Source organism: Candidatus Blastococcus massiliensis AP3, assembly GCF_000582785.1.
Taxonomy (GTDB): domain Bacteria; phylum Actinomycetota; class Actinomycetes; order Mycobacteriales; family Geodermatophilaceae; genus Blastococcus; species Blastococcus massiliensis.
On record NZ_HG931174.1, the window covers coordinates 198924 to 211107 of the forward strand.

Consider the following 12184-nt stretch of genomic DNA (forward strand, 5'->3'; position numbering starts at 1 on the left):
AGAACGGCGGTGGGTGCCGGGCCCAGCCGCGTGGTCACCGCGCCGGCGAGCACCCCGTCGACCGCCTCGCGCAGGGCGGCCCCGTCGGGGAAGCGGACCGCCGGGTCCTTGGCCATGGCGCGTTCCACCAGCGCGCGGATGCCGGGCGGGACGTCGGCCGGAAGGGGGTCCGGGTCCTCCCGGATGTGCATGACGGCGACCTGGACGGCGCTCTCCCCCTCGAACGCCCGGCGGCCGGCCAGGCACTCGTAGGCCACCGCGCCGAGGGAGTAGACATCGCTGGCGGGGCTCGCGGGCTGGCCGGACGCCTGCTCCGGTGACAGGTAGTGCGCGGTCCCGATGACCTGGCCGGTGCCGGTGAGGGCGACGCTGGAAGCGGACCGGGAGATGCCGAAGTCGGTGAGCTTCACCCGGCCGTCACGGCCGACCAGCAGGTTGCCCGGCTTGACGTCGCGGTGCACCACCCCCGCGGCGTGCGCGGCGGCGAGCCCGTCGGCGGCCTGCCGCAGGACGTCCAGCGTGCGCGGGACGCCCGGCCGCGGCTCGCGGCGGAGCAGTTCGGCGAGGGACTCCCCCTCGACGAGTTCCATCACCAGGTAGGCCATGGGTGGCGCCCCGCGGTGCCCGGCGATCTCGCCGTAGTCGAACACCGCGGCGATGTGCGGGTGGGTGAGGAGCGCCGCGTGCTGCGCCTCGGCGCGGAACCGGGAGAGGAAGGTCGGGTCGCCGGCGAACTGGTCGCGGAGCACCTTCACCGCCACGGGCCGGTCGAGGAGGGTGTCCCGCCCCCGGAACACCTGACCCATGGCGCCCCCGGCGATCAGCGACGTGAGCTCGTACCGGTTCGCCAGCAGCTCGGACCTCGGTCCCGTCACGGCGCCTCCCCTCCGACCCGGTCCTCTCCCCCGCGCCGTGCGGTGGTGAAACGCGGACGGCCCGCGAGATCGAGGTGATCCTCCACCTGGGTGAACCCACCGTGCGCCCGCACGACCGCCGGCAGCGCCGTCCCCTGCTGGTCGGCGTGCTCGATGCCGAGCCAGCCTCCCGGACGCAGCAGCCGGGCCGCGACGGCCAGCATGCCGCGGACGACGTCCAGGCCGTCGGACCCGCCCCACAGCGCCAGGGGCGGGTCGTGGTCGGCGACCTCGCGCGGGACGCGGGCGCCGTCGGGCACGTACGGCGGGTTGGAGACGACGACGTCGACCCGCCCGTCGAGCTCGGACAGCAGCGCCGGATCGGTCATGTCGCCCGCCACGACCCCCACGGGCGTGTCCCCCGCACCGACCCGTACCAGCGCGTTGTGCCGGGTCCACTCGAGGGCGCCGGGGTCCCGCTCGACGGCGGTGACCCGCGCGCCGGGGTGCTCGTGCGCGACGGACAGCGCGATGGCACCGGACCCGCTCCCCAGGTCCACCACGATCGGGCCGTCCAGCCCGGCGAGGCGGACGAGTGCCCACTCGACGAGCAGCTCGGTCTCCGGCCGCGGCACGAAGACACCCGGGCCGACCGCGAGCTCCAGCCGGCGGAACGCCGCCCGCCCGGTCAGGTGCTGGAGGGGCACGCGGTCGGCCCGCTGTCCGAGCAGGGCCGCGAACCGCGCGGCGTCGTCGTCCCCGACGTCCGCGAGGGTCAGCAGGCCGGCGCGCGTGCAGCCCACCACGTGCGCCAGCAGCAGCTCGGCGTCCACGCGCGGGGACTCGACACCCGCCTGGGCGAGCGTCCGGGCGGCGTCCGCGAGCAGCGTTCCAGGTTTCATGAAGACACTCGGTCCTAGGACCCGGCCGCCAGCAGCTCGGCGGTGTGCGCGCTGCTCAGTGCGTCGATCACCGCGTCCAGGTCGCCGTCCAGCACCGCGTCGAGGTTGTGCGACTTGTAGCCGACCCGGTGGTCGGAGATCCGGTTCTCCGGGAAGTTGTACGTGCGGACCCGTTCGCTGCGGTCGACGGTGCGGACCTGGCTGCGCCGCTGGTCGCTGGCCGTGGCGGCTGCCTCCTCCCGGGCGGCGGCCAGCAGCCGGGAGCGCAGCACCCGCAGCGCCGACTCCCGGTTCTGCAGCTGGCTCTTCTCGTTCTGCGAGCTCACCACGATCCCGCTGGGCAGGTGGGTGATGCGCACGGCCGAGTCGGTGGTGTTCACGCTCTGCCCCCCGGGCCCCGACGAGCGGAAGACGTCGATGCGCAGGTCGTTCGGGTCCACGGTCACGTCGACCTCCTCGGCCTCGGGCAGCACGAGCACGCCGGCCGCGGAGGTGTGGATGCGGCCCTGGCTCTCGGTGGCCGGCACCCGCTGCACGCGGTGCACGCCGCCCTCGAACTTCAGCCGCGACCAGATCCCCTCGTCGGTCCGCGACTTGATGGCGACCGCCACGTCCTTGTAGCCGCCGAGCTCGGCCTCGACGGCGTCCAGGACCTCGGTGGACCAGCCTCGGCGCTCGGCGTAGCGGAGGTACATGCGCAGCAGGTCCCCGGCGAACAGCGCGGACTCCGCGCCGCCCTCCCCCGCCTTGATCTCGAGGATGACGTCCTTGTCGTCGTCGGGGTCCTTGGGCAGCAACTGCTCGCGCAGCCTGCCGGTGAGCTCCTCGATGCGGCTCTCGAGGCCGGTGGCCTCCGCGGCGAACGACGGGTCCTCGGCGGCCAGTTCCCGGGCGGTGCCGAGGTCCCCCCGGGCCTCGTCCAGGGCGCGGGCGGTCTCCACGAGCGGGGCGAGCTGGGCGTACCGGCGGCCCAGCCGGCGGGCGCGCGTCTGGTCGGCGTGCACCGCCGGGTCGGCGAGCTCGGCCTCGAGCGACGCGTGCTCGGCGAGCAGGCTCGCCAGCCGGTCGGGGCTGCTCACGGGTCGCTCCTCACTCGGGGTGGGTCCGGACACGACGACGGCGCCCGCCCCACCGCGTGGTGGGACGGGCGCCGTCGAAGGTGCTACTTGTCGTCTGCGCCGGCGCTCGCGCCGGTGGTGCGCTTGCCGAAGCGCTTCTCGAAGCGGGCCACGCGGCCACCGGTGTCGAGGATGCGCTGCTTGCCGGTGTAGAAGGGGTGGCAGGCGGAGCAGGTCTCGACCGTGAGCGTGCCGGTCGGCGAGGTGCTGCGGGTGGTGAAGGTGTTGCCGCAGCCGCAGGTCACGGTGGTGACGTTGTAGGCCGGGTGGATGTCGGGCTTCATGGCTGCGCCTCTTCTGCGGAGTCTGTGTCGTTCGGTGCTGTGAACGCCGGTGGCCGGACGGCTATTTCCGGCCGAGTCGGCGGGGCTCGGTCGTCCAGTCTCCCAGACGCTCGGGCCCCGCCGGTCGCTGGGCCTGATCAGTCGTTCGGCCCGAGGGTCGTCTTCTGGATCTGCATGAGGAACTCGACGTTGTTGCGCGTCTTCTTCAGCTTGTCGAGCAGCAGCTCCAGCGCCTGCTGCGGCTCGAGCGCGGCGAGCACCCGGCGCAGCTTGATGACGATGGCCAGCTCGTCGGGCGACATGAGGATCTCCTCCTTGCGCGTGCCCGACGCGTTGACGTCGACGGCCGGGAAGACCCGCTTGTCCGCCAGCCGGCGGTCGAGCTTGATCTCCGCGTTACCGGTGCCCTTGAACTCCTCGAAGATGACCGTGTCCATCGTGGAGCCGGTCTCGACCAGCGCCGAGGCGATGATCGTGAGCGAGCCACCGTTCTCGATGTTGCGGGCAGCACCCAGGAAGCGCTTGGGCGGGTAGAGCGCCGTGGAGTCGACACCACCGGAGAGGATGCGCCCGCTGGCGGGAGCCGCCAGGTTGTAGGCGCGACCCAGGCGGGTGATCGAGTCCAGCAGGACGACGACGTCGTGGCCCATCTCGACCAGGCGCTTGGCCCGCTCGATGGAGAGCTCGGCGACCGTGGTGTGGTCCGACGGCGGGCGGTCGAAGGTCGAGGCGATGACCTCGCCCTTCACCGAGCGCTGCATGTCGGTGACCTCTTCGGGACGCTCGTCGACGAGCACGACCATGAGGTGGCACTCGGGGTTGTTCGTCGTGATGGCGTTGGCCAGCGACTGCAGCACCATCGTCTTGCCGGCCTTGGGAGGCGACACGATCAGCGCGCGCTGCCCCTTGCCGATCGGCATGACCAGGTCGATGACCCGGGTGGTGAGCAGGTGCGGCTCGGTCTCCAGCCGCAGGCGGTCCTGCGGGTAGAGCGGGGTCAGCTTGGTGAACTCCGGCCGGTTCTTGGCCTGCTCGGGGTCCAGACCGTTGACCGAGTCGAGGCGGACGAGCGCGTTGTACTTGTCCTTGCGCTCGCCCTCACGGGGCTGGCGGACGGCGCCGGTGATCGCGTCACCGCGACGCAGGCCGTAGCGGCGCACCTGCGACAACGAGACGTAGACGTCGTTGGGGCCGGTCAGGTAGCCCGACGTCCGCACGAACGCGTAGTTGTCCAGCACGTCGAGGATGCCGGCGACGGGCAGCAGGACGTCGTCCTCGCTGATGGTCGGCTCACCCTGGTCGAAGCGGTCCCGGCCACCGACGGCGCCACCGCGCTTGTTCCGGTCGCGGTAGCGGCGACCGCGACGGCCGCGGCCGCCCTCGAAGTCGTCGTCGTCCTCGTCGGCCGAGGGGCGACCGTCGGCGCGGTTGTCGTTGCGGTTGTCCGGACGCCCGCCGCGGTCGTTGCGCTCGCGATCGGGACCGCGGTTGCCGTCCCGGTTGTCGCCGCGGTTGCTGTCGCGGTTGTTGTCCCGGTTGCTGTCGCGGTTGCGGTCGTTGCCGTCGCCGCCGTCGCGGTTGCGCTCGGTGCGGTCACCGCCGTCCCGCTTGCCGTCGCGCTCGCCGCGGTTGCGGTTGCGGTTGCGCTGCGGCCGGTCGCCGTCCCGCTGCTCGTCGTCGGGCTGACCGGTCTCGGCCGGGGCGTCCGCCGGGGCGGTGTCGGCGGTGGGCCGTCCGTCGCCCGCCTCGGCGGCCGGGGCGTCGGACGACGCGGCCGACGGGGAGCCGGCCGGACGGCTGGCGCCGCGGCGGGTCCGTGCGGGCGCAGTCTCGCCGGTGCCGGTCAGCGGGCCACCGTTCGCGCCACCACTGATCGGCGCCTCCAGCGGAGCCGCCGTGGCGGCCACGCCACGGGAGCTGTCGGCGGCGTCGCCACGGTTCTCGGTGCGGCCGTCCTCGGCGCTCGGCGCCGCGGCGGCCTCGCTCCCACCGCCGACCTGGCGGGCGGAGATCGCGGCGACGAGGTCGCCCTTGCGCATCCGGCCGGTGCCGGCGATGCCGAGTTCGGCCGCCAGGCGCTGCAGTTCGGGCAGCAGCATCCCGGACAGTCCGGTGCCGCGGCGGCGGGCACGGCCCGCCGGCTCCGATGCGGCAGGTGCCTCGTTCGTGCCGGCTGCGTCGGGCGCGCCGGTCATGACGAGGTCGGTGCTTTCGCTCACGTACAGGTCCTTCCCTGCGGTGAACCTGCGCGTTCCAGCGCAGGGGGTGCCCCGCTCCCCGTGGGCCCGGGCAGGAGGCGGGGGCGCAGAAGGGAGCAGGTCGAGAAATGCGGAGCGGATCAGCGGCGAAGAATTCGTCGGCTTCGGCCCCGCGCGAGGCTCGCCCGAGTGGGCGGCTACGCCGTGAGCCTAGACGCAGCCCACGGCAGGGACAACACCGGTGCTCACCGGCGTGTTCCTCGTTACCGAGACGATACCTCGGGGCGCTCGTCCAGCACTCGCGTCCCGCTGGTGTCCACCTCCAGGGCCAGCACCTCCCACCCGGCAGGAACCAGGGCGGTGAGCTCCTCCACCCCGCCCGACCAGCCTCCGGGCGCCTCGCCCCGGCGGGCCAGCACCAGCAGGCTCGGGCCGGCTCCGGACACGACGGCCGGGAACCCCGCCGCACGCAGCCGGTCCATCAGCGCCAGCGACTCCGGCATGGCCGCGGCGCGCTGCCGCTGGTGCAACCGGTCGTCGGTGGCCTCGAGCAGCAGCGCCGGTTCCCGGGTGAGCGCGTGCACGAGCATCGCGGCCCGGCCGGCGTTGTAGGCGGCGTCGGCGTGCGGGACGACCTCGGGGAGGAGCCCGCGCGCCACGTGGGTGGACAGCGTCGTCCCGGGCACGAGGACCACGGGGACGACGGCGGGATCGACCGGCAGCGTGTCCGCGATCGGGCCCCGCCCGGTCCCCCAGCTGAGGGTCACGCTGCCGAACAGGCACGCCGCCACGTTGTCGGGGTGGCCCTCGATCTCGGTCACCAGCCGCAGGACGGCGTCGGTGTCGATGGTGTCGACGTCGGGACACAGGGCCCAGGCGCCCACGACCCCGGCGACGACGGCGGCGGCCGACGAGCCCATCCCCCGGCCCTGGGGGATCGCGTTCCGCGCGACCACGCGCAGCCCGGGCGGCGACCAGTCCAGTTCGGCGCACGCGGCCCGGAAGGCGCGCACGACCAGGTGCGACTCGTCGATGGGCAGCTCCCCCGCACCGATGCCGGAGATCTCCACCGTCAGCCCGGCGGGCGCGACGGAGAACTCCAGGACGTCGTGGCAGGTCAGCGCCAGACCGGCGCAGTCGAAGGCCGGACCCAGGTTGGCGCTGGTCGCGGGCACGCGGACCCGCACCGGCGCGCTCACAGGCCGAGCTGGGCGGCGGCCACCGCGGCGTCGACCGGGACCGTCACCGGCGCCGGGGCGCCGGAGATGGCCCACTCCGGGTCCTTGAGGCCGTTGCCGGTCACGGTGCACACGATCCGCTGCCCGGGCTCGAGCTCCCCGGCGGCCGCCACCTGCAGCAGCCCGGCGACCGAGGCCGCCGACGCGGGCTCGACGAAGACGGCCTCGCTGCGGGCGAGCAGCCGGTACGCGGCCAGGATCGCCCGGTCGGTGACGGCGTCGATGCGGCCGCCCGACTCGTCGCGGGCGGACAGCGCCTTGGTCCAGGAGGCCGGGTTCCCGATCCGGATCGCCGTGGCGATGGTCTCCGGGTGCTCGACCACCTGCCCGCTCACGATCGGCGCGGAGCCGGCGGCCTGGAAGCCCCACATCCGCGGGGTCCGGGAGGCCGTGCCGTCGGCCGCATACTCCCGGTACCCCTGCCAGTAGGCGGTGATGTTGCCGGCGTTGCCGACCGGCAGGCAGTGGATGTCGGGGGCGTCGCCGAGCACGTCGACGATCTCGAACGACGCGGTCTTCTGCCCCTCGATGCGGTACTGGTTGACGCTGTTGACCAGGCTCACCGGGTAGTCGATGGCGAGCTTGCTGGCCAGCGCCAGGCAGTCGTCGAAGTTGCCGTCGACCTGCAGCAGCGTGGCCCCGTGCACCAGGGCCTGCGCGAGCTTGCCCATCGCGATCTTGCCCTGCGGCACGAGCACGGCGCAGGTGATCCCGGCCCGCGCGGCGTACGCGGCGGCGCTGGCGCTGGTGTTGCCGGTCGAGGCGCAGATGACCGCCTTCGCGCCCTCCTCGACGGCCTTGGTGATGGCCATCGTCATGCCGCGGTCCTTGAACGAGCCCGTCGGGTTCGCGCCCTCGACCTTGAGGTACACCTCGCAGCCGGTGCGGCTCGACAGCTCGCGGGCGGGCACCAAGGGGGTGGCGCCCTCGTGCAGGGTGACGACGGGCGTCGATTCGGTGACCGGCAGCCGCGACCGGTAGGCCTCGATGAGCCCGGGCCAGCCCGGGGACACTCTCGTCGGCACGACGCTCATGACAGACCCTCCACGCGCAGGACGCTGGTGACTCCCCGGACCGCGGGCATGTCGCGCAGCGCGGAGATGGTGGCGGACAGCGCGGCGTCGGGGGCGCTGTGCGTGACGATGACGAGCGTCGCGGCATCGCCGCGGCCGGTCTGCCGGACGGTGGAGATGCTCACCTCGTGCCGGGCGAACTCCTGGGCGACCGCCGCGAGGACACCCGGCTTGTCGGCCACGTCGAGGCTGACGTGGTACCGGGTGGGGGTCTCGGCCATCGGGCGCACGGCCAGGTCGGCGTAGCCGGTCGGGCCCTGGCCGGAGGCACCCGCGACGCGGTTGCGGGCCACTGCGACCAGGTCGCCGAGGACGGCGCTCGCCGTGGGCTCGCCGCCGGCGCCCTGGCCGTAGAACATCAGCTGGCCCGCGGCCTCCGCCTCGACGAACACCGCGTTGAACGCGCCGCCGACCGAGGCGAGCGGGTGGCTGGTCGGGATCATCGCCGGGTGCACGCGGACGGCGACCGAATCAGCGTCCCCGTTCGGGACGCGCTCGCAGATCGCGAGCAGCTTGACGGTGCAGCCGATCTCGGCCGCCCGGGCGACGTCGGTGGCCGAGACCGCGGAGATGCCCTCACGGTGCACGTCGGCCGACGACACCGGCGTGTGGAACGCCAGCGAGGCGAGGATGGCGGCCTTCGCAGCGGCGTCGAAGCCGTCGACGTCGGCCGTGGGGTCGGCCTCGGCGTAGCCGAGCTCGGTCGCCTCGGCCAGCGCCTCGGCGAAGCCCGCGCCGGTCTCGGCCATGCGGGACAGGATGTAGTTGGTCGTCCCGTTGACGATGCCGACGACGCGGCGGAGCTGGTCACCGGCCAGGGACTCGCGGAGCGGGCGCAGCAGCGGGATGGCGCCGGCGACCGCGGCCTCGTAGTAGAGGTCGACCCCTGCTTTCGCGGCAGCGGCGTGCAGGCCGGGCCCGTCCTCGGCCAGCAGCGCCTTGTTCGCGCTGACGACCGACTTCCCCGCCTCGAACGCCGCGTACAGCAGGCTGCGCGCCGGCTCGATGCCGCCGATGACCTCGACGACGAGGTCGACGTCGTCGCGCCGGACCAGCGCGGCGGAGTCGGTGGTCAGCAGGTGCTGGGGGACGTCGGGGTGGTGCGCCGGACGGCGGACCGCGATGCCGACGACCTCGATCGACCGGCCGATGCGGGCCGCCAGGTCACCGGACTGCTCCTCGATCAGCCGCAGGACGGCGCTGCCGACGGTGCCGCAGCCGAGCAGCGCCACGCGCAGCGGCGCGGTCACGAGCGGGCTCCCGCGGCGTGCTCGGGGGCCGGCTGGTCGGGCGCCGGCGAGGGCGCAGGGGCGTCGGCGAGGACGGCGTCGAGGGCGAACACGTCGGACAGTGTCTGACGCCGGACGATCTCGGTGGCCACCCCGTCCCGCACGGCGACCACGGGGGGCTTGAGCAGGTAGTTGTAGTTGCTCGCCATCGACCAGCAGTAGGCGCCGGTGGCGGCCACCGCGAGCAGGTCCCCGGGCGCGACGTCGGAGGGCAGCCAGAGGTCGCGGACCAGGACGTCTCCGCTCTCGCAGTGCTTGCCCACGACCCGGCACAGCGCCGGCGGGGCGTCCGAGACGCGGTTGGCGAGCACGCAGGTGTAGTCGGCGTCGTAGAGCGCGGTACGGATGTTGTCGCTCATCCCGCCGTCCACCGAGACGTAGTTGCGCACCGCCGGGGTGCCCGGACCGCCACCGGCGCCCAGGCGCACGGGCTTGATGGTGCCGATCTCGTAGAGCGTGACCGTCCCGGGGCCGGCGATGGCCCGGCCAGGCTCGACCGCCAGCCTCGGCACCGGCAGTCCGAGGGCCGCGCACTCCGCGGCGACGACGGTCCGGAGCCTGGTGGCGACGTCGGTGGGGCTGACCGGGTCGTCGTCGGCGAGGTAGGCGATGCCGAAGCCGCCGCCGAGGTTCAGCTCTCCGAGCAGCTCGCCGGTGGCCTGGTGGATCTGGCCGAGCAGGCCGACGACGCGGTGGGCGGCGGCCTCGAAGCCCGCGGTGTCGAAGATCTGCGAGCCGATGTGGCTGTGCAGCCCGGCCAGGTGCAGCGCCGGCTCGCGGATGACCCGGACCGCGGCGGTGAGGGCGTCGCCGGTGGCCAGCGAGAAGCCGAACTTCTGGTCCTCGTGCGCGGTGGCGATGAACTCGTGGGTGTGCGCCTCGATGCCCACGGTGGCGCGGATGAGGACCGATACGGGGTCGCCGCCGGCGGCGACCCGCGCGGCGGCCAGCGGGGCCAGCCGGTCGATCTCGTCGAACGAGTCGAGCACGACGTGCCCGATCCCCGAGTCGACCGCCAGCTGCAGTTCGACCAGGGACTTGTTGTTGCCGTGCAGGGCGATCCGCTCCGCCGGGAAGCCGGCGGCCAGGGCCAGCGCCAGCTCGTTGCCGCTGCAGGCGTCGAGGTGCAGCCCGTCCTCGGCGATCCACCGGGCCACCTGGCCGCAGAGGAACGCCTTGGAGGCGTAGTGCACGTCGGCGCCCAGCTCCGGGTCCGCGAAGGCCGTCGCGAAGTCGGCGGCCCGGCCCCGGAAGTCGGCCTCGTCCAGCACGAACAACGGGGTGCCGTGCGCACGGACGAGGTCGGTGACGGCGCGGCCGGCCAGGTGCAGCTCGCCGTCGACCCGGGTGGCCGAGCGCGGCCAGACGTGGGGGTCGAGGACGCCCAGCTCCGCAGGAGGCGCGCCGGCTGCCGTGGGAGGGGTGATGCTCCCGTGCAGCGGACCCGCGGGGTGCGCTCTCACATCCGCTCCGGGGCGGTCACGCCGAGCACGTCCAGGCCGTTGCGCAACACCGTCGCGGTGGCCGCGCAGAGCCACAGCCGGGCAGTGGTCAGCGACGTGGCCTCCTCGTCACCCCGCGGCAGCACGCGGCAGGTGTCGTAGAAGCGGTGGTAGGTGCCGGCCAGCTCCTCGAGGTAGCGGGCCACCCGGTGCGGGGCGCGCAGCTCGGCGGCAGCGGTCAGGACCCGCGGGAACTCGCCGATGGCCCGCAGCAGGTCGCCCTCCCGCGGGTGCTCCAGCGCGGTGACGTCGACGTCGCCGGCCTCACCGAGCACCAGCCCGAGGTCGGCGGCGTTGCGGAGCACCGAGGAGATGCGGGCGTGCGCGTACTGGACGTAGAAGACCGGGTTGTCGTTGCTCTTCCTGCTCCACAGGTCGAGGTCCAGGTCGATCATCTGGTCGACCGAGGCCCGGGCCAGGGCGTACCGGGCGGCGTCGGCCCCCACCGCCCCGACCAGGTCCTCGAGCAGGACGACGGTGCCGGCCCGCTTGCTCATCCGCACCGGCTCCCCGTCGCGGACGAGGTTGACCAGCTGGCCGAGCAGGATCTCCAAGTTGACGTCGGGGTCGTCGCCGACCGCGGCCGCCAGCGCCTTGTACCGGCCCACGTAGCCGGCGTGGTCGGCGCCCAGCATGATCACGACCTTGTCGAACCCCCGGTCGCGCTTGTCCAGGTAGTAGGCGCAGTCGGCGGCGAAGTACGTCGGGGCCCCGTCGCTCTTGATCAGCGGCCGGTCCTTGTCGTCACCGAAGTCGGTGGTGCGCAGCCAGACCGCGCCGTCGGCCTCGTAGACGTGGCCGTTCTCCCGCAGCCGGGCGATCGCCTTCTCCAGGGCCCCGCTCTCGTGCAGCGTGCGCTCGCTGAAGTACACGTCGAAGACGACGCCGAAGTCCGCGAGGGTGCGCTTGATCTCGGCGAACATGAGCTCGACGCCGCGCACGCGGAAGCGCTCCTGCTGCTCGGCCTCGGGCCGCTCGAGCAGGCCCGGCTCCGCCGCGAGCACCTGCTGGGCGATCTCGCCGATGTAGTCGCCGGCGTAACCGTCCTCCGGCACCGGCCGGCCGTGCGCCGCGGCCATGAGGCTGAGCGCGAACCGGTCGATCTGCGCCCCGGCGTCGTTGAAGTAGTACTCGCGGGTGACCGAGGCGCCGCTGGCCTCCAGCAGCCGGCCGAGCGCGTCACCGACCGCCGCCCAGCGGGTGCCACCGATGTGCACCGGGCCGGTCGGGTTGGCCGAGACGAACTCCAGGTTGAGCCGCTCCCCCGCCAGCGCGTCGGTGCGGCCGTAGGCCGCGCCCGCGGTCACCGCGCGCACCGCGATCGTGCCCAGCGCGCCCTTGGCCAGGGTGATGTTGAGGAAGCCGGGGCCGGCGACGTCGACCGACGCGATGCCCTCGTGCCCCCGCAGCTCCTCGGCGAGCACCTCGGCGACCTCGCGGGGCGGCCGGCCGGCGGGCTTGGCCAGCCGGAGGGCGACGTTGGTGGCGTAGTCGCCGTGCTCGGGGTTCCTCGGCCGCTCGATGACGACCTCGGCGGGCACCTCGACGGGCAGCGCGCCGCGACCGGCGACCGCGCCCACGGCGGTACGGACGACGTCCTGCAGCTGCTCGGGTGTCACCGCACGAGCGTACTGACCGGCGCCTCCGGGTCGACGCCCCTGCCCGCGGCGTGCAGGGAACACCCAGGATCTCGACCTAGACTCGCGGCCGCACCGTGCACCCCGCA

The 12184-nt window shown here is 74.0% G+C and carries 10 protein-coding genes; all 10 read right to left on the reverse strand.

The genetic code is table 11. From position 1 onward, the window contains the following. On the reverse strand, nucleotides 1–875 hold an 875-nt coding region (locus BN344_RS20710; RefSeq protein WP_040338316.1), incomplete at its 3' end, for a protein kinase domain-containing protein. Further along, a complete protein-coding gene (prmC, locus tag BN344_RS09400; RefSeq protein ID WP_040338317.1) occupies nucleotides 872–1756 on the reverse strand; it encodes a peptide chain release factor N(5)-glutamine methyltransferase in 885 nt (294 codons plus the stop codon). The genes BN344_RS20710 and prmC, both read right to left, overlap by 4 nt. 14 nt (nucleotides 1757–1770) lie before the next feature. Next, nucleotides 1771–2835 carry a peptide chain release factor 1 gene (gene prfA, locus BN344_RS09405; protein ID WP_040338318.1) on the reverse strand — a complete coding sequence of 355 codons (1065 nt, stop codon included), beginning with the start codon at nucleotides 2833–2835 and terminating at the stop codon, nucleotides 1771–1773. An 83-nt stretch (nucleotides 2836–2918) separates the two neighbouring features. Then, nucleotides 2919–3158, reverse strand: a complete 240-nt coding sequence (gene rpmE / locus BN344_RS09410; RefSeq protein WP_040338319.1) for a 50S ribosomal protein L31 — start codon at nucleotides 3156–3158, stop codon at nucleotides 2919–2921. 137 nt (nucleotides 3159–3295) lie between these two features. Further along, nucleotides 3296–5377, reverse strand: coding sequence for a transcription termination factor Rho (rho, locus tag BN344_RS09415; RefSeq protein WP_040338320.1), 2082 nt, complete (start codon nucleotides 5375–5377; stop codon nucleotides 3296–3298). A 242-nt stretch (nucleotides 5378–5619) separates the two neighbouring features. Continuing rightward, a complete protein-coding gene (thrB, locus tag BN344_RS09420; protein WP_040338321.1) occupies nucleotides 5620–6555 on the reverse strand; it encodes a homoserine kinase in 936 nt (311 codons plus the stop codon). Next, on the reverse strand, nucleotides 6552–7628 hold the full coding sequence (thrC, locus tag BN344_RS09425) for a threonine synthase (protein ID WP_155858826.1): 1077 nt from the start codon (nucleotides 7626–7628) through the stop codon (nucleotides 6552–6554). Before thrC ends, thrB begins: the two co-directional genes overlap by 4 nt. Then, entirely contained in the window at nucleotides 7625–8917 is a 1293-nt protein-coding gene (locus BN344_RS09430; protein WP_040338322.1) for a homoserine dehydrogenase, read from the reverse strand. Before BN344_RS09430 ends, thrC begins: the two co-directional genes overlap by 4 nt. Then, nucleotides 8914–10419, reverse strand: coding sequence for a diaminopimelate decarboxylase (lysA, locus tag BN344_RS09435; RefSeq protein WP_040338323.1), 1506 nt, complete (start codon nucleotides 10417–10419; stop codon nucleotides 8914–8916). The genes BN344_RS09430 and lysA overlap by 4 nt, the downstream gene beginning before the upstream one ends. Continuing rightward, nucleotides 10416–12077 (reverse strand): arginine--tRNA ligase, encoded by a 1662-nt coding sequence (gene argS, locus BN344_RS09440; RefSeq protein ID WP_040338324.1) that lies wholly within the window; start codon nucleotides 12075–12077, stop codon nucleotides 10416–10418. Before argS ends, lysA begins: the two co-directional genes overlap by 4 nt. Between the last annotated feature and the right edge of the window lie 107 nt (nucleotides 12078–12184).

Excerpts from the sequence above, each read along its gene's own strand:
- thrC (WP_155858826.1), bottom strand. The coding sequence starts at position 7,628 with ATGAGCGTCGTGCCGACGAGAGTGTCCCCGGGCTGGCCCGGGCTCATC.
- prmC (WP_040338317.1), bottom strand. The coding sequence starts at position 1,756 with ATGAAACCTGGAACGCTGCTCGCGGACGCCGCCCGGACGCTCGCCCAG.
- rpmE (WP_040338319.1), bottom strand. The coding sequence starts at position 3,158 with ATGAAGCCCGACATCCACCCGGCCTACAACGTCACCACCGTGACCTGC.